The 17,598-nt window shown below is 44.4% G+C and carries 21 protein-coding genes and 1 tRNA gene; 19 read left to right on the plus strand and 3 right to left on the minus strand.

Translation table 11 applies throughout. The annotated features are described in order from the left end of the window. The first annotated feature begins 186 nt into the window (after window positions 1-186). The 3 genes from NLX74_RS04065 (at window position 187) to NLX74_RS04075 (ending at window position 2,503) form a co-directional block, all read left to right on the plus strand. Window positions 187-948, plus strand: coding sequence for a ParA family protein (locus NLX74_RS04065; protein WP_013312810.1), 762 nt, complete (start codon window positions 187-189; stop codon window positions 946-948). After that, on the plus strand, window positions 941-1,783 hold the full coding sequence (locus tag NLX74_RS04070; RefSeq protein WP_254327998.1) for a ParB/RepB/Spo0J family partition protein: 843 nt from the start codon (window positions 941-943) through the stop codon (window positions 1,781-1,783). The genes NLX74_RS04065 and NLX74_RS04070 overlap by 8 nt, the downstream gene beginning before the upstream one ends. Window positions 1,784-1,981: 198 nt before the next feature. Further along, complete coding sequence (locus NLX74_RS04075) at window positions 1,982-2,503, plus strand: DUF4446 family protein (protein WP_061830444.1); 522 nt, start codon at window positions 1,982-1,984, stop codon at window positions 2,501-2,503. Here NLX74_RS04075 and yyaC read toward each other — a convergent pair. Next, entirely contained in the window at window positions 2,457-3,062 is a 606-nt protein-coding gene (yyaC, locus tag NLX74_RS04080) for a spore protease YyaC (RefSeq protein ID WP_254327999.1), read from the minus strand. The genes NLX74_RS04075 and yyaC overlap by 47 nt on opposite strands. Window positions 3,063-3,313: 251 nt before the next feature. Between yyaC and NLX74_RS04085 the strand changes: the two genes are divergently transcribed. The 3 genes from NLX74_RS04085 (at window position 3,314) to NLX74_RS04095 (ending at window position 4,646) form a co-directional block, all read left to right on the plus strand. Next, window positions 3,314-4,264 (plus strand): mechanosensitive ion channel family protein, encoded by a 951-nt coding sequence (locus NLX74_RS04085; protein ID WP_254328000.1) that lies wholly within the window; start codon window positions 3,314-3,316, stop codon window positions 4,262-4,264. Continuing rightward, the gene (locus NLX74_RS04090; RefSeq protein WP_025723137.1) at window positions 4,254-4,478 is read left to right on the plus strand and encodes a DUF951 domain-containing protein; all 225 of its coding nucleotides are present in this window, start codon (window positions 4,254-4,256) and stop codon (window positions 4,476-4,478) included. The genes NLX74_RS04085 and NLX74_RS04090 overlap by 11 nt, the downstream gene beginning before the upstream one ends. Before the next feature lie 77 nt (window positions 4,479-4,555). After that, window positions 4,556-4,646: transfer RNA gene (locus NLX74_RS04095), tRNA-Ser, on the plus strand. Window positions 4,647-4,869: 223 nt separating this feature from the next. Here the strand turns inward: NLX74_RS04095 and NLX74_RS04100 are convergent. Further along, window positions 4,870-5,187 carry a hypothetical protein gene (locus tag NLX74_RS04100; protein WP_013312804.1) on the minus strand — a complete coding sequence of 106 codons (318 nt, stop codon included), beginning with the start codon at window positions 5,185-5,187 and terminating at the stop codon, window positions 4,870-4,872. A 366-nt stretch (window positions 5,188-5,553) separates the two neighbouring features. After that, entirely contained in the window at window positions 5,554-5,748 is a 195-nt protein-coding gene (locus tag NLX74_RS04105; protein ID WP_013312803.1) for a YjzC family protein, read from the minus strand. Window positions 5,749-6,066: 318 nt separating this feature from the next. Here NLX74_RS04105 and rpsF point away from each other — a divergent pair, with 318 nt between their 5' ends. From rpsF to NLX74_RS04170, 13 genes are all read left to right on the plus strand, one after another. Then, window positions 6,067-6,351, plus strand: coding sequence for a 30S ribosomal protein S6 (gene rpsF / locus NLX74_RS04110; RefSeq protein WP_013312802.1), 285 nt, complete (start codon window positions 6,067-6,069; stop codon window positions 6,349-6,351). A gap of 49 nt (window positions 6,352-6,400) precedes the next feature. Beyond that, entirely contained in the window at window positions 6,401-6,892 is a 492-nt protein-coding gene (gene ssb, locus NLX74_RS04115; RefSeq protein WP_013312801.1) for a single-stranded DNA-binding protein, read from the plus strand. A gap of 21 nt (window positions 6,893-6,913) precedes the next feature. Next, window positions 6,914-7,186, plus strand: coding sequence for a 30S ribosomal protein S18 (rpsR, locus tag NLX74_RS04120; RefSeq protein ID WP_013312800.1), 273 nt, complete (start codon window positions 6,914-6,916; stop codon window positions 7,184-7,186). Window positions 7,187-7,712: 526 nt separating this feature from the next. Then, complete coding sequence (locus NLX74_RS04125; RefSeq protein ID WP_165178321.1) at window positions 7,713-9,452, plus strand: ABC transporter substrate-binding protein; 1,740 nt, start codon at window positions 7,713-7,715, stop codon at window positions 9,450-9,452. Window positions 9,453-9,520: 68 nt separating this feature from the next. Continuing rightward, window positions 9,521-10,483, plus strand: coding sequence for an ABC transporter permease (locus tag NLX74_RS04130; protein WP_061830440.1), 963 nt, complete (start codon window positions 9,521-9,523; stop codon window positions 10,481-10,483). An 11-nt stretch (window positions 10,484-10,494) separates the two neighbouring features. Further along, window positions 10,495-11,418 carry an oligopeptide ABC transporter permease gene (opp4C, locus tag NLX74_RS04135; protein WP_039272121.1) on the plus strand — a complete coding sequence of 308 codons (924 nt, stop codon included), beginning with the start codon at window positions 10,495-10,497 and terminating at the stop codon, window positions 11,416-11,418. 13 nt (window positions 11,419-11,431) lie between these two features. Beyond that, the gene (locus NLX74_RS04140; protein WP_149034876.1) at window positions 11,432-12,415 is read left to right on the plus strand and encodes an ABC transporter ATP-binding protein; all 984 of its coding nucleotides are present in this window, start codon (window positions 11,432-11,434) and stop codon (window positions 12,413-12,415) included. Next, complete coding sequence (locus NLX74_RS04145; protein WP_254328001.1) at window positions 12,412-13,377, plus strand: ABC transporter ATP-binding protein; 966 nt, start codon at window positions 12,412-12,414, stop codon at window positions 13,375-13,377. The genes NLX74_RS04140 and NLX74_RS04145 overlap by 4 nt, the downstream gene beginning before the upstream one ends. Window positions 13,378-13,536: 159 nt before the next feature. Then, entirely contained in the window at window positions 13,537-14,478 is a 942-nt protein-coding gene (locus tag NLX74_RS04150) for a D-alanyl-D-alanine carboxypeptidase family protein (protein WP_061830438.1), read from the plus strand. A 236-nt stretch (window positions 14,479-14,714) separates the two neighbouring features. Further along, window positions 14,715-15,773: an LCP family protein gene (locus NLX74_RS04155; RefSeq protein ID WP_039272111.1), complete on the plus strand. Its 1,059-nt coding sequence runs from the start codon at window positions 14,715-14,717 to the stop codon at window positions 15,771-15,773. Window positions 15,774-15,818: 45 nt separating this feature from the next. Further along, a complete protein-coding gene (locus NLX74_RS04160) occupies window positions 15,819-16,247 on the plus strand; it encodes a CBS domain-containing protein (RefSeq protein ID WP_013312792.1) in 429 nt (142 codons plus the stop codon). A gap of 121 nt (window positions 16,248-16,368) precedes the next feature. Beyond that, complete coding sequence (locus NLX74_RS04165) at window positions 16,369-16,671, plus strand: MazG-like family protein (RefSeq protein ID WP_235308305.1); 303 nt, start codon at window positions 16,369-16,371, stop codon at window positions 16,669-16,671. Window positions 16,672-16,676: 5 nt separating this feature from the next. Further along, a complete protein-coding gene (locus NLX74_RS04170) occupies window positions 16,677-17,594 on the plus strand; it encodes a DUF2232 domain-containing protein (protein WP_302058496.1) in 918 nt (305 codons plus the stop codon). The last annotated feature ends 4 nt before the right edge of the window (window positions 17,595-17,598 follow it).

Genomic DNA, 17,598 nt, shown 5'->3' on the forward strand with positions numbered 1-17,598 from the left:
GGGATGAAGCGTACAGGCGGCAGCAATTGCCGCTTTTTCTGTCTAACGCCGAATAAAACCGCAGCATACTCAATTCTATTCTGAAATTGCCGTTATCCGTAAGTTAAGGACTAAGTAACGTCTCCATAGAGCGTTTTGTAGTTATGGAGTGTAGCAGGATTCCGATTAAATTATGAGGTGAATGAAGTGTCAAAAATAATAGCCGTAGCCAATCAAAAGGGCGGAGTAGGCAAAACAACTACTTCCGTTAATTTGGGCGCCGGACTTGCTTCCCTCGGCAAAAGGGTATTGCTCGTGGATATCGACCCGCAAGGTAATACAACCAGCGGTGTGGGTATCAATAAGGCGGACGTGGCAAATTGCATTTATGATGTACTCATTAACGAGGTTGATCCTAGCGAAGCTATTATGAGTACACAGGTTGAGGGATTGGATATTATTCCGGCAACCATTCAGTTAGCAGGCGCGGAAATTGAACTGGTGCCGACTATTTCTCGCGAATTGAGATTAAAAAGATCGCTTCAACTCGTTAAGCATAATTATGATTATATATTAATTGATTGCCCGCCATCGCTGGGTATTTTGACGCTTAATTCATTGACGGCTTCCGATTCAGTCATTATTCCAATCCAGTGTGAATATTACGCATTAGAAGGATTAAGTCAATTGTTGAATACCGTGCGATTAGTGCAAAAACATCTGAACACCTCACTGCAAATTGAAGGTGTGTTGTTAACCATGTTTGATGCTCGCACGAACTTGGGTATTCAGGTGATTGAAGAAGTGAAAAAGTATTTTCAAAGCAAGGTTTATCAGACGATTATTCCACGCAATGTGAGACTCAGCGAAGCACCATCACATGGCCAGTCCATTATTACGTATGATCCCCGTTCCCGTGGGGCAGAGGTATATATTGAGTTGGCAAAGGAAGTGGTATCTTATGAGTAAACGGTTGGGAAAAGGACTTGATGCACTCATTCCCTCCCTTATGGTCAATGAAGAAGATAAAGTTGTTGACATTCCGCTCAGCCAGTTGCGTGCGAACCCGTACCAGCCTCGCAAAACGTTTGATGAAGAGTCCATTAAAGAATTAGCCGAATCCATTCGTCAGCACGGTGTTATCCAACCTATTATTGCACGTAGTGTATTGCGAGGATATGAAATCATAGCCGGGGAAAGGCGGTTTCGGGCGTCTCAATTTTGTGGGAATCCGACTATACCTGTAGTTGTTCGCAATTTTACGGATCAGCAAGTGATGGAGATTGCCCTGATTGAGAATTTGCAGCGTGAGAATTTGAATGCAATGGAAGTGGCAGTGGCTTATCAGGGATTGATGGATCAATTTTCTTTAACTCAGGAAGAGTTGTCCATGAAAGTGGGAAAATCACGTTCTCATATTGCCAATTTCCTTCGTTTGCTCGCATTGCCTGAAGAAGTTAAAGATCATGTTTCACGTGGAACATTGTCTATGGGACACGCTAGGGCTATTGTTGGGCTCAAAGATCCAGACAGGGTGAAACAGTTAGCACAGCAATGTATTGAACAGCAGTGGAGTGTTCGCGAACTGGAGGAAGCTGTACAGCAGTTGGATCATAAACCTGGTGAGGCGAAAGCCAAAGCAAAGGTACGGAAAAAGGACCCCTATATTGACCATATGGAAGAGTCCCTGCGTGAACGCTTTAAAACAACTGTTAAGATCAAGCACAATAAGGATAAAGGCAAAATTGAATTGAATTATTACAGCCAGCAGGATTTGGAAAGATTACTGGAGCTATTACAGTAGTTTGTTGAAATATGGACATGTCTCCTTGAGCAAAATGGAAAGTGAGATATGTCTTTGCTTTGTCTGGAATTGCAGGAATTAGAATGGTTTTGATGGATAAACTAATAGCCTTGTGTTATTTGTTTCGCTGTTCTCAAACGTATAAAATATAAGTATGCAGGTACATGATTTTTGAGGTAGAGGAGTAGAAGCAAGCATATGGCTGAATTGAATGGACTAATCATGGAACAGCTTGCCGGAATCGTTGCAGGGATCGTGCTTATTTTGCTCATCCTGTTGATTGTTATTATCGTGCAGGGTGCAAAGCTGAAGAAGATGCGGCGAAAGTATGAAACCATGATGGCAGGCAGCGGTGTCGAGAATTTGGAAACGCTGCTGATTGATTTGAAGGTACAGATGGATTCGATTGAGGATGAGCAGGAAACCCATCGTGCAAGTATGAAATCACTACGCAGCAAACTGACTGGCTTGAAGGGACATATAGGCATTAAACGCTATAATGCCTTTGGTGAGAGAGGAAGTGATTTAAGCTTCTCTCTGGCTATTGTAGACGACAATCAGGATGGTATGGTATTAACCGGCATTTATAACCGAGATGGTTCATATGTGTATGCCAAGCCTCTAGAAGCGGGACAATCCACCTATTCCTTATCACCTGAAGAAAAAGAAGCCGTTACTCTTGCGCAGCAAGCAGGACAGAACGGTAATGCCACTCCTTAATCGCGGAGTATAGGCTACCAGCAATGATATCTGATAATTTCATTACCAAATTTAGTCTTGTATTTTGTAGCACGAAGTATTCCATGAAGCCGCCGACGTTAACGATACCAGTCAAATGGATATCGCCGACCGGCGGTAATTCTTTATTTACACCTGCTCCTGGCTTGAGAGGGCCTTCTGAAACCTGAATGCATCCAACACTGGAGGTTTGTCCAAGACATGCATCTATACCAATGATATAAGGCTGTTCATACCGGTCTTGTATGCTGTTCAGCGTCGTTTGCAGGTTCATGGCATGTACAGGCTCCTCTAATGTACCGTATAGGTTAAACAGAGGGCTTTTGTAGCGTGCTAAATGCGTACCTACGAGCGGACCCAGGCAATCTCCAGTAGAACGGTCGGTGCCGATGCAAATAATGACGATATTTTGCAGACTCGGCGCCTGGTGCAGATGGAACAGCAGACGATGGATGATGGCTGATTGGATCCCGGGGTCTGTGTGTGATATTTTTAAGCTTAGGGGTTCTTGCCCCGGAATGAAGTCAGATGGATGAGTCATGGAATCTTCCTTTCGCTCTGTAATGGAGTGTGCGGGTTACGCTCGCTGTACCTTGGAGAATAACAATTAGCCTGCGGGTAACATTTATGCTCAAGATAGTAGCTAGTATATGGATAAACTTGTGCTTTTATACTCGAAGGAAGTAGATTATTCATAGCCATATGTTTGAAGTCAGTAGATAAGCTTATATAGTAGGAAATAGAATTCGGGAAGCAGGAAGAGTAGTTCCCTTGTTTAAGGAGGAGTACAGCATGACCTTAATACCTTGGTTGGCCGGTAATGTAGGTACGGATGACGTAGTGAAAGATGCGATTCAATGGAAGGATGCTGTATGGAAATGGCTCACTGATAGTACGATGTGGTCAACCTTTTTGTTTGTGATTTTGAAAATTGGGATTATTTTTATCATCACACGTATCTTTATTCGAGTTATTAATAAAATTATAGATAAGTCGATGCAACAAAAAGGAGATAACGGCAGGTTCCGATTGAATACAAGACGCTTAACGACTGTTGGGGAACTGCTGAAAAATGTAACCAATATTGTATTTAATTTCATTTTGATTATGCTGGTGCTATCGCAAATGGGTATTAATCTCGGCCCTCTGATTGCTGGAGCTGGAGTGCTTGGATTGGCTGTTGGTTTTGGGGCACAGAGTTTGGTTAAGGATGTAATTACCGGATTCTTTATTATTTTTGAAGATCAATTTGCCGTAGGAGATGTCATTCAGACAGGTACTTTCAAGGGTACAGTGGAAATGATCGGGCTGCGTACAACCAGACTGGTGAGCTGGAAGGGTGAGGTGTACATTTTACCAAACGGCTCAATTACAACGGTAACGAACTTCTCTATGTCCAACGCGTTAGCGGTAGTGGATGTGCCAATGAAGGCAGAGCGTAGCCTGGAGGAAGCGGTAGGTTTGGTAAAACAGGCAATTCAAGGTATTGAAGAGTCCAATGTACAGATACTTAATATACCGGATGTGTTAGGGGTTCAGTCCATGACTACCTCAGAGTATATTGTGCGTGTTGTGGCAGAATGTATGCCGAATACAGGGGCCGTGGTAGAGCGTGATATTCAGAATAACATCAAGAAGGCCCTAGAGGATGAGGAACATCGTCAAGCCGCTTTGGAGACAGCGATAACCCTAGAAAAAGAAGATGAACAAGGAAGAAAAGGGGGAGAGAAGGGTGGAGCGTAAGTCATTTGAACTAGGGGACATTGTACAGATGAAGAAGCCTCATCCGTGTGGAACGAATGAAATGGAAATTATCCGCATGGGGATGGATATTCGAATCAAATGTGTCGGTTGCCAGCATAGTGTGCTGATTCCGCGTGCCAAGTTCGAAAAGAATATGAAGAAAGTGCTGCGATCAAAGGCTAATGCCGACGAGCAAAACACAGAAGCAAATTGAGCCAAGAAAGATGAATGGCGATGAACCAGAATCAGCTTGCGTCACAGTTGCAATGATGATATAATTATCCTTGCTGCGGAAAGGTACCCAAGAGGTCTAAGGGGGCTGACTCGAAATCAGTTAGGCGTCGCAAGGCGTGCGTGGGTTCGACTCCCACTCTTTCCGCCACTAACTTCATTAAATAAACCAATCTCTTACGTCTGTGACGTAGGGGATTTTTTGTTTGTGGAATAAAAGATCAACAGACTGTGATAAAGTGAAAAGCACTAAGATAAACCATGAGGGTAAGATGGAAGAAACGATTACAAATCTATTGGGAATGAATAAGGCGTTATAACAAAAAAATGCTCCTAACAGCGGGGAAATTATTGCCGTTAGGAGCACTTTTTTGTTATAGCTGGTTAGGCGGGTAATGATAGCGTTTTGTTTTTTTTGAGCCAGAGATCATCAGAAGGATCGCTGCAATCAAATGGAGAGCCCAGCCTACAAAGGGTATCCAGGCCAGCAAAGAAGTGAGTACTCCCCATACGGAGCCGTAGATCGCCTCCTGATTGCGTAACGACAGGATAAGTGTTACTGCGTGCAGGACAAGCATAAATCCCAGAGCCGAGTAGCCGGTCCCCATGACAATAGCTCCCCCCACAATCGGTACGGCAAGCACCAATTCGAATATACCTGATATCCACTTTAATATTCGAGAATAGCTCATCTTTAAACCTCCGTAGATAGTAGGTCTTTGTACTTGGATATATTCTAGCAGAAGGAGCTGAATTAATCTGCATTTTACCAGGATATGCAAAAAGTCCGATAATGCAACAAAGGAGGACCACAAAGGTCCTCCATCGTAGGCGATACATTTTTAACAGGATACGATCTGTCCAATCACATCATGAAACTCGGTGTACTGACAAGCAATACCGTGTTGAAAAGACAGTGTCCTTTTACACAAACCTAACGCTTCTAATGCCCGGAATGGATCTCCTAACAGTTTGTCCGGCTACGTCGTCCAACGGAACCACACCTCTCTGTTGTATCGCCTAATCATAATATGGCCAGGATTCCGAGGAAATATACATTAGTGGACACGAGCTTTCGTTTTTTTCTTCCATTTGCGATTATGGTTGGCGGTCTCGGGAAAAGAATCGCCTCTTTCCAGCGTTACTTGCTGTGGGTTTTGGATTTCAGTATGGAAGCTCTTTTCTCCGACCTCCATGTATACGCCGTCGTTTGGGACCTTATCCCCTGGTTCGAACTCAGTCTTTTCACCCATACAGTGGTGCCTCCTTAGATAAATGAATTTGAACTGCAACGGTTATTGTGCGCTGTCTTGAACAGAAACATGCGAAATCGGGTATACAGATAGTGAGTGAATCAAATGATTTCCTTTATATATGCGAAATTTTTGATGTTCTATAAAATTGTATAAAGCTAATGATATGCAGTGTATTTAACCGTTTTAGGCTTGTGTATTGAATTTGTAGGTTGCATTCAGTTGTTCGATTTGGTAAACTGTTTTAGTGCGAGCTTAGGCTCGTTCCTTGCTCTCAACTGAGATTGAGGGCCTTATGTCCATAAGGAGGTGTAAAGAATGCGCAAATATGAAGCGATGTATATTATTCGTCCTGACATTGAACAAGAAGCTGTTCAAGCGACAGTCGATAAATTCCAAGGTATCATCTCTAACGGCGGTGGCGAAATTACGAGTCACGATGTAACTAAACGCCGTCTTGCGTATGAGATCAAGAAATTCCGTGATGGTTCTTTCGTTCTGGTAAACTTCACAGCAGAACCTGCTGTTGTTACTGAGCTTGAGCGTATCATGAAAATTTCTGACGAAGTAATTCGTTATCTCATTACGAACGACGTAGCTTAATTATTGTACGTGATTATGTAATGAACAACGCTCAAAGGAGGGGATTGGATTGTTGAACCGTGTCATTCTGATCGGTCGTTTGACCAAAGATCCAGAGCTGCGCTATACACCGTCTGGTGTAGCAGTAACCCAGTTCACCCTGGCTGTAGACCGTCCGTTTACGAGTCAAGGCGGCGAACGGGAAGCGGATTTCTTGCCGATCGTAACCTGGCGTCAGCTTGCTGAAACATGCGCTAACTATCTTCGCAAAGGTCGTTTAACGGCTGTTGAAGGCCGTGTCCAGGTGCGTAATTATGAGAACAATGAAGGAAAACGTGTATACGTGACTGAAATTGTAGCTGATAATGTGCGTTTCTTGGAATCTAACCGCGATGGCGGTAACGGTGGCGGCAATAGCGGTGGAGCTGCGCGTGAGGAGTCTCCTTTCGGAGGCGGTAACAGCAATAGTGGACGCGGGAATAATAACTCGCGAAACAATCAGGATCCTTTTTCCGATGACGGAAAACCGATCGATATTTCGGATGATGATTTACCATTTTAATTGGGAAAGGACTGACAAAGAATGGGCTTCAGACAAAGAGAAGGCGGAGACGATAACAAAAGACCAGCTCGTCGTGGTGGTCGCAACAAACGTCGTAAAGTATGTTTCTTCACTGTGAACAAAATTACTCACATTGACTATAAAGATACAGACCTGCTTAAAAAATTCATCAGCGAACGTGGGAAAATTCTTCCTCGTCGTGTGACTGGAACAAGCGCGAAATATCAACGTATGTTGACAATCGCTGTTAAACGTTCCCGTCAAATCGCATTGCTTCCTTACACTACTGAATAGTAGTGGGCGGAAAAAAGAGACGTTCCCGATCCCGGGAATGTCTTTTTTTTGTGATCTTTTATATTGACAACAAGTGCCATCTATTGTAACTTACTAATAATACAATCCATGTTTACCCATAAACCATAGCATACCTTTTAATGGCTTGTGAAATTGCAAGCTCCTCGACTCGCCAGAGTAAACATTTCGGCCTTCCGGAATGTTATTTTATATTACATGTAATCTTGTTTTTTGTCATTTTCCACAAGTAAAATTCATAAAGTTTACATAAATAGATATTTTGCATTTTTATATTACATAAAAAAAGATATTGACGTGATATTATTTTACACTTAAGATAAACCTTAATAAAAATGTAATGGTTGTTAACGCACAAAATTGACCAGAGGTCTAAAACACGTGTTTACGCTATTAAAGACAGTAAGGAGGATGTGCAAACTTCATTTTCAAACCTCAAGCTTTAACGAATCACCGCAGGAATGAGACAGGCTGTTAAATAAAGAACCGACTAAGGGGGATTAACAGGATGATGCAGACGAAGAAATGGGTTTCTTTGCTTATGATGCTTACGATCGTTGGTGTTCTGTTTGCAGGATGTAGCGGAGGTGCCAATGAGGCACAGCCACAGCAAGGCAATGCGGGCAATAAAACAGAGGGAAATGAAGCAAGTGCACCTGTTACGGAGGGCGTTATTAAAGCAACTGATCTGTCGCAAAACCCTCCGGGAGCGACTAATCGGAAAGATAACATTGTAGTAGGTATGACATCACCTAAAGGGGTATTCAACCCGCTATTCTGGCAAACGACTTACGATTTATATGTAGTCAGAACAGTATTTGATTCCTTCTTACAGGTGAAGGCGGATGGTACATATGAAAATAGTTTGGCTGAAAAGGTTGATGTATCGCCGGATGGTCTAAAATACACATTCCATCTGAAACCAGGTGTGAAGTATAGTGACGGTACTCCAGTAACCGTGAAGGATTATGCTTTTGTTCTTAAGGTGCTGCATGATCCGAATTATGATGGAGAAACCGATGTATTGTCTTTTAAGATTAAAGGCGGTAAAGAATATCACGATGGCAAAGCAAATGATATCTCGGGGATCAAGGTCATTGATGATAATACAGTAGAGGTCACCGTTACAGAAGCAACAGCGTATACGAAGGATTTTCTGGGTGAGCAATACTTTATGCCAGAAGCTTATTACGGAAAAGGGTTCAAAAAGGGTAACCTGGACAGCATCAAGGCGCTTAATAATAAGCCGATCGGCTCTGGTCAGTATGTACTGAAGAGCTTCTCCCCAGGTCAACAAGTCGTATTGGATGCGAATCCAAACTACTTTAAAGGCGCACCTAAGGTGAAATCGGTTATTTTCAAAACAACAACAGAAGAAACGAACCTGTCTATGCTGCAAACAGGCGAAACGGACATGGACAACATCACAGTTACGGAAGACAATGTAGAGGAATTAAAGGCTCTAGGCTTCTTGGACGTGAATATTATGCCGACAAATGGCTATGGATATATAGCGTTTAATCACAAGGAAAAGAAATTTCAGGACCCTAAAGTACGTCAGGCTCTAACGATTGGCTTAAACCGCAAGGAGATTGTGCAGGGTGTATATGGTCCATATGCGAATGTTATTAACATTCCACAATCTACAGAATCTTGGTCTTATACGGATGAAGGTATCAACAAATACGAATTTGATACAGCTAAGGCGAAGGCCTTGCTGGATGAGGCAGGCTGGAAGGTTGGTGCTGACGGAATTCGTGAAAAGGATGGAGAAAAGCTGACCATCAACTTCTCTGCGACCGCTGATAATCCAGTAGTAGAGGCCTTGCTACCGATCATGTCCAATAACTATAAGGAGCTAGGCATCAAGCTGACTTCCGAAACTTTAGATTTTAACGCCATTATGGATAAAAAGGACACAGGCAAGTTTGATATGTTCTTCGCGGCTTGGGGCTTAACTCCAGACCCGGATACAACGACTTTTATTACGAATGGTGCACAAAATGATATCGGCTACTCCAATAAAAAGGTCGATGAACTAACGCTTGCTGGTAAGCATGAGCTGGATCAAGAGAAACGCAAACAGATTTACAAACAGCTCTATCAAGAGTTGAACAAGGATCTGCCAACTATTTTTATGTACCAACGCAGAGATATGTGGCCAGTTAATGGACGTGTAACCGGCTTGGAAATTACACCATACAAAGATTTTGAGTTCACTCTGCATAACGCTCAGATCGCTCAATAAGGGGTGCCAAACGTATGCTCAGCTCTCACGAGCTGGGCATATCACTTTATTCGTCTGGAGGAATGAATATGAAGCAGTACATTATTCGAAGACTGCTGCAACTCATCCCCACACTTATTGGCATATCCATTATCGTATTTGCGATTTCAGCCATGGTGCCGGGTGATTATATTACAGCCAAGCAGAACCCGAATATGACGGCCGAAAAGGCGCAGCAGCTACGACATATCTACGGGCTGGATAAACCGGAATACCAACGCTATTTTATATGGGCCGGTAATATGTTAAAGGGGAATATGGGGGATTCATTACAGCATAAGCAGCCGGTAACGAAGGTCATTGGCAATTATGTATGGAACTCATTTATTATCGCTTTTTTTAGTCTTATATTTAGCTGGTTGATTGCGGTTATTGCAGGAGTATTTTCAGCCAAGTTTCAATATTCGTTATTCGATAAGTTTGTCACATTATTCATTTTCTTATGTATGTCGCTACCTTCATTTTTTATTGGTCTATTGGTCATCAAAATATTTGCCTTGGAGTGGGGAATTCTCCCGGTTGGGGGCATGACCACAGCAGGGATGGAGCCAGGCTCATGGGCTTATATGGTGGATGTTCTCAAGCATATGTTCCTGCCGACACTCGTACTTACGATGCTGAGCACAGGAAGTCTGACCCGGTATTTCCGTACAGGCATGTTGGAGGTCATTCGTCAGGATTATATTCGTACCGCACGCGCCAAAGGCCTGAAGGAACGTACGGTTATTTTCAAGCACGCACTGCGCAATGCACTGATTCCAGCCATCACACTACTCGGCTTCGAGCTTCCGGCCTTATTTGGTGGAGCGATGATTCTGGAGAAGGTATTTGTGTGGCCTGGTGTGGGTCAGGTCTATCTGGAGTCGATTAGTATGCGTGATTATCCGTTTATGTTGGGCTTCACGATTTTCCTAGCGGTACTTACGCTTATCGGTAATTTGCTCTCTGATGTATTGTATGGCATGGCAGATCCAAGAATTCGCTTGAAGTAGGAGGGATACTATTGTCCGCAGAAACAGTCACGATTGAAACGAATCAAAAGGCGGCGATCCGTCCTGAAGCGTCTCCATGGAGAATCGCCGTTCGCCGTTTTAACCAAAACCGTCTGGCTTTGGCTGGTCTCGTTATATTAATTCTGATGGTTACCATTTGTAGTTTTGGACCGATGATTTCACCTTATCATTTAGACGATTACAAGCTAGCTGACAAAAATTTATCGCCTAATGCTAAGTACTGGCTTGGGACGGATAAGTTTGGTAGAGATATTTTGCTGCGTACGATGCTGGCCGGCCGTATTTCCTTGACGGTGGGGCTGGTCGCCACGTTTATTTCGGTCATGATTGGGGCGACGCTGGGTGCGTTGGCGGGATTTTATCGTAAAGGCGTGGATACGGTTATTATGCGGATTGCCGATATTTTCATGGCACTCCCTACATTACCGCTGCTTATTATTTTAGGTGCTGTTCTGTCGGATTTGAAGGTCGATCCGTCGAATCGCATTTATTTTCTGATGCTCATTATCGGGATTCTGAGCTGGACGAGCTTGTCCCGTCTGGTCAGAGGGCAGATTCTCACGCTGCGTGAACAGGAGTTTATGCAGGCGACGGAAGCGCTAGGCTTGAGAGACCGCCGCAAAATATTCCGACATTTGCTGCCGAACACGATTCCTACCATTATTGTTACGGCTACGCTTGGAGTAGCGGGTGCGATTATTACAGAATCTGCGCTCAGTTACTTGGGGATTGGCGTTGTGCCGCCCACACCTTCGTGGGGAAACATGATATCAGCTGCGAATAACCTGATTGACTTCCGCAAACGGCCCTGGATATGGGTCCCACCGGGAATGTGTATTCTCATTACAGTTGTAGCGATTAACCTGATTGGCGACGGTTTGCGTGACGCGCTGGACCCTAAAATGAAGAAGTAGGAGACGAACGTTTATGGAAAATGCTTTGATTGAATTTCGTAACCTGAAAACCCACTTTCATACCTCTAACGGAACTGTCAAAGCGGTCAATGACGTCAGTTTTAAAATTCGTGAGGGTGAAACGCTCTGTGTGGTAGGAGAATCAGGCTGCGGTAAGAGTGTAACAGCGATGACGATGATGCGGTTGATTGATTCTCCCCACACCTCAGACGGACAAATCTGGTTTGAGGGCAAGGACCTCCTAAAACTCAATAAAGGTCAAATGCAGCAGATTCGCGGTAATGACATCTCGATTATTTTTCAGGAGCCCATGTCTTCTCTGAATCCCGTGCTTACGATTGGGGAACAGATCACGGAGCCATTGCTGATGCACACATTAATGAGTAAAAAAGAAGCACATGCTCGGGCAATTGAGTTGATTAATTTGGTAGGGATTTCGCGGTCGGAAGAAATATTCCATTCCTATCCTCATGAATTGAGTGGCGGTATGCGCCAGCGGATCATGATTGCCATCGCATTAAGCTGTAATCCGAAGCTATTAATAGCGGATGAACCAACAACGGCACTGGATGTTACGATTCAGGCACAGATTCTGGATTTGATGCGGGATTTGAAGGATAAGCTTAAAACGTCCATTATGCTCATCACGCACGACTTAGGCGTCGTGGCAGAAATGGCTGATTATGTGGTTGTTATGTATGCTGGAAACGTCATTGAAGAGGCGCCTGTCATTGAGCTGTTTAAAAATCCGCAACATCCATATACTCAAGGCTTATTAAAGGCGAAGCCCGTCATTAATCAGAAAATGGATCGACTCTATTCCATCCCAGGACAGGTTCCAAACCCGATTGAGCTGGGAGAAAATTGTCATTTTCATGATCGGTGCGCCCATTGTATGCAAATTTGCAAGGATCAGGCTCCTCCCTTGAATGAAAAGGAGAATGGTCATAAGGTTGCCTGCTGGCTATATGAGAAAGAAGGAGGGCAACGGATATGAGCGAGCCTTTGATTCAAGTGGAAGGGCTGAAAAAGTATTTCCCGATCACAGGCGGAATTTTTCAGCGTACTGTCGGACATGTGAAAGCAGTCGATGACGTATCCTTTAACATTCATAAGGGTGAATCCTTCGGTCTGGTAGGAGAATCGGGTTGCGGCAAAAGTACGATTGGACGTACGATTCTCAGATTGATGGATAAGACAGAGGGATCGGTACGATATAAAGGCGAGGACTTGCACGCGTTAAACAAAGAGCAGATCCGTGCGCTTCGTCCGAAGTTGCAAATCGTCTTTCAGGACCCTTTTAGCTCACTGAATCCGAGAATTAAGGTCGGTGAAGCCATTGGAGAGGCGTTGCTGGATCACGGGTTGATTGATCGTAGTGAGCTGCGGAAGAAGGTCAATGAAACGCTGAACATTTGCGGGCTGTCCTCGTATCATTATGATCGGTATCCGCATGAGTTCTCTGGCGGTCAGCGCCAGCGGATCGGGATTGCACGGGCTTTGATTTTGAATCCTGATTTTATTGTGGCTGACGAGCCGGTATCTGCTCTGGATGTGTCTATTCAGGCCCAGATCATTAACTTGTTAAGTGATTTGCAGCAGGAACGCCAATTGACCTATCTGTTCATCTCGCATGATCTAAGTGTAGTCGAGCATCTGTGTAGCCGGATTGGTGTGATGTATCTGGGTTCAATGGTAGAGCTTTCCTCCAAGGAGGAACTGTTCAGTAATCCGCTTCATCCGTACACGAAGGCGCTGCTATCGGCAGTACCGATTCCCGATCCCACGATCAAGAGACAACGGATTGTGTTGAAAGGAGACATCCCATCTCCGGCCAATCCGCCTTCAGGATGCAAGTTTCATACACGTTGTCCTATGGCAGAAGCACGTTGTGAAACAGAGACTCCGGTATATCGCGATGCGGGCGATCAGCATTTTGTAGCCTGTCACTTTGCCTGAAATATAATAATTAGGAAGCAAAATATCCGTCATTCTGAAAGCATAATTGACGGATATTTTGGCGTGGAATAAAAAAGGTAAAAAAATTGTATCTTTTTTTCGAAAAATTGCAGACAAAATGGATTTTTCATCGTCTAATAAAGTATGGAGGTTATTACGATGATGAAAAAACATTGGTTACGTTGGGCTATTGTCGTCCCGGTACTTATTATATTGATTTTTATTACGCTTGGACCCCGCCTATTGATCGGAAAGCCGAATGTGGATGCAGAGGCTGCGGTGCTGATGGACATGCATACTGGGGAATTGCTGATGGATGTGAATGGTGATACGCCTATGCCTTCCGCAAATATGTCCAAGCTCATGACTGAGCTATTGGTGCTAGAGGATATTCGGGCCGGACGGTTAGGCTGGAATGATGAAGTGCGAATTAGCCGTTACGCCAGTACAGTGGGCGGTGTAAATCTCTCCCTCCGGTATGGTGAAAGGATGACCGTATCCGAATTGTTCCAGAGTATGGTTGTGTATTCAGCGAATGATGCCGCTGTCGCGTTAGCGGAGCGTTCAGCAGGGAACGAATCAGCTTTTGTGAAGCGTATGAATGGGAAAGCTGCCCAAATCGGGTTGTCATCCGATAGTCGCTTTAGCAATGCCTCTGGGGCAGGTCAGAGTGAACTGGGGCCGAATCACCCTGAGGATATTCAGGGAGAAACGAAAATGACAGCAAGCGACACGGCAAAGTTAGCCTCCTATTTGATTACGTCACACCCGGAGATTTTGAGAACGTCTAGCCGCACGCAGATGGAGTTGAAGGATAAAGGCATCTACATTAGTAATACGAACTGGATGCTGCCTTCCTTGGCTGGACCGTACTCTTACGCGGGAACGGACGGACTGAAAGCAGGGTACACAAGCGATGCTGGATACTGCTTCACGGGCACAGCTGAGCAGCATGGAAGACGGCTAGTTGCTGTGGTGCTGGGTGCACCGAGCAAGGAAGAGCGTTTTGAGCAGACACGGAAGTTGTTCGATTATGGTTTTTCCCTGTCGACTTCTTTCCCGGTGAGACTGCAAAATTTGGTGAAACTGGCTCCACATTAATGCAAAAAATGATTTTGAAAGCTACATAGGATACGAATATAAACATGAATTGGGGCTTTGACCGTGAGGTCGAAGCCTTTTTTGGTATGAATTCGAGGAGCTGACCACGCCATGACACTTTTGACAACAAGGTAGTAGACCTTTTATGCTTTGAGGGGAAGTTTCAGCTTCATGTGGGACCAATTTGGTTTAATGAAGAGATGGGATTTGTGACGGAAAGAAGGAAGGTACCTGTTATGGAGAGAAGACATAAGAGAAGGACCAGTGGAAAGCCCAAAAAGAAAAAGAGGTTTACCGCTCTATATATTTCATGTATTGTTTTATTTTTGATTGCAGTGGGAGGCTACCTGTTCCGCAAACAGCTGACACTGGTGGCTTTTGATTGGTTTGTATCACCGACGTTGGAAAGCAAGCTGGAGAAATCCTATCAGCCGCGACAATCCGGGGAACAGCAGCAGCAAGAGACAGTAGCTTACCGTAAGGAACCCTTTTCGGTGCTGTTACTGGGTACGGATCAAAGGCCAAATGAAAAGGCGCGTGGTCGTTCGGATACGGTTATGTATGCAGTAGTACGGCCCGCGGAATCGCGTGTGCTTTTGGTTTCCATTCCAAGGGATACGTACGTACAGATTGCCGGACATGATCCGAATCGCGATGGCGAGGATGATTTTGATAAGTTGGGGCATGCTTATGCGTTCGGAGGCGAAGATATGTCCATGGCTACAGTAGAGAAGTTGATGGAGCATAAGGCCGATTATTATGCTACGATTAATTTCCAGGGTATTCAGGAGGCGGTGAATGCAGTGGGTGGAGTTGTGCTTCCAATCGACAAGCCCATTGAGAATAAGAACCCGCTGCATATCAAGTTCCGTATTGAGGCGGGCAAGCCGCTTTATAATGGTGAGGAAGCCATGTATTATGTTAGGTATCGGGAAGATAGCGACTTCAACCGTACAAAACGGCAGCAAATATTTTTGAACGCTATGGCGGATAAGCTGCTGAATATCAACGGAATTACCAAGATCCCGGAGCTGCTCGATATTATGGGAGCCAACTTTAAAACCGATATGGAACCCACTTTTATTACTGGGCTTGGCAAGCAAGCTATTTCGCAGGGGAATCCACAAATTTCAAGTTTTACGATTACGGGGGAAGGGTTCAAGAAGAAGGGCCTGTATTATGACCGGGCTAATGAACAGGAACTTGAATATGCCAGACTCATGATTGCCAACTGGCTAGATTCCGATACAACCCCGCAGACGCTGAGGCTTCCCGACAAGCAGGACATTCAGTGAATAATCAATGGATTTATATTTGATTTTGAGGGGGATTCGTTTCTCATGAATATCGCTTTTTTCTTGCTTCCCAAACAGGAAGTTGCTTGTGTAACGGCGGATGCTACTTTACGGCAAACGTTGGAACGGATGGAATATCACCGTTTTACAGCGGTTCCTATTTTGGATAAAGAAGGTAGATATACAGGTACGGTTACAGAAGGTGATCTGTTGTGGCATATGAAAGAGTCTGAGGGGAAAATCACCTTTGAAAACGCTTCTAAGTTCATGCTTAAGGACGTTCCGTTGCGGGTTACGATGAAGCCCGTATCCATTGACGCGAACATGGAGGATTTAATTAATTTGGCGAAGGTGCAGAACTTTGTGCCCGTTGTAGATGATATGGAACGGTTTATTGGCATTGTACGTCGCAGCCAGATTATTGAGTATTGTGAAAAATTTGTGTCCAGGGAATCGCTAAATACTTCAAGCTAAAATAAGCAGCAAAGCTGGTCCGAAAATAACGATTTACCCTATGGGGTAACAGTTATTTTCAGAATAGGATATGCTATAATGGAGAATAAAGCTTTTTCAGAGGGGTGTGACTCTTCATCATATGCCTAAAGAAATGGATGTAGTTAAAAGAGCCAAGGTTATTGAATGGCTTAAAACAGAGGTGCTTGACCAAGTCTCCCGTCTGTTTAAGGCGATGTGGGAAGGCAGTACAGCCCGCATCGGTGATTGTTTGGCGAGTTTGGTGATGAGCAGTTATATTTTGGGGAGGCGCCTTGGAGTGCCTTACCGTGAATTGGATGATCTACTCATCGACAAGCTAAGAAAGCACAGAAAAGAAGGACACCAGCTGGAGGATTGGTATCAGGACATTTCCGCACTGGAAGAACATATGCGTAAGAGGTGAAAACGTTGAAATTCCGCTTGGCAACTGTAGCATGGAGCGTCATTTATTTGCTTCTGCTGCTGACTCTATTGACACCATTAAGAATCATTACCGTATTTTTGCTGATTGTGCCTGGCGCTGTATTGTTTTCATCGCTGCCTTTCAAAGGATTTCTGGTCCACGTCATACCGGTGCTGTTAATTATAGCGCTACTCGATGTGTATTCGCTGCTCCCCGCGATTTATTTTCTGATTCCTTCAATAATGATGGGACGGATTTATAAAAAGGGAGGACCTGCTTTTCAAGCGTTGATGACCGGAATGGGCATTATTTTAGCCGAGTTGTTGGTTGTTCTGTTTATCGCTACGTATGCCTTTGGATTTGATCTTTCGCAGTACCTTCGTGATCAGGCTGCGATATCGGCAAGTATTGTACAGCAGGTTTTGAGTGCTAATCCGATGTTTTCAAACATGAATTGGACGGCAGAGGACACGCAGAAACTCGGCACAATGCTGATTGGAAAAATTCCGTATGTGCTGATCGTGACCTCGTTCATATTGGCGGTGATTACGCATGCTTTGGCACGTCCGGCATTGAGCAGTCTCGACGTACCGGTACGCAAAATGAAGCCTGCCCGCGAGTGGAGGCTACCGCGCGCGCTGATCTGGTATTATCTGCTGGCAATTGTAATTGAATGGATAGCAGGGTCTTCTGATAGCAGCTGGATTCAAATGGTTTCCATTAGTATGCTACCGCTGATTCATGCATGTTTTATTATCCAGACGATTGGTTTTGTATACTTCTGGACGCATAGCCGTAAAATGAGCCCGGTGATTGCGTTGCTGCTGTCGCTCGTCGTTCTGGTGTTCCAGCCGCTCCGCATTATAGGTATTATTGATTTGGCCTTTCCGCTGCGTGAAGCTATTACAAGATCAAAGAAATAGGGTG

The organism is Paenibacillus sp. MZ03-122A (assembly GCF_024213325.1).
GTDB lineage: Bacteria > Bacillota > Bacilli > Paenibacillales > Paenibacillaceae > Paenibacillus > Paenibacillus polymyxa_B.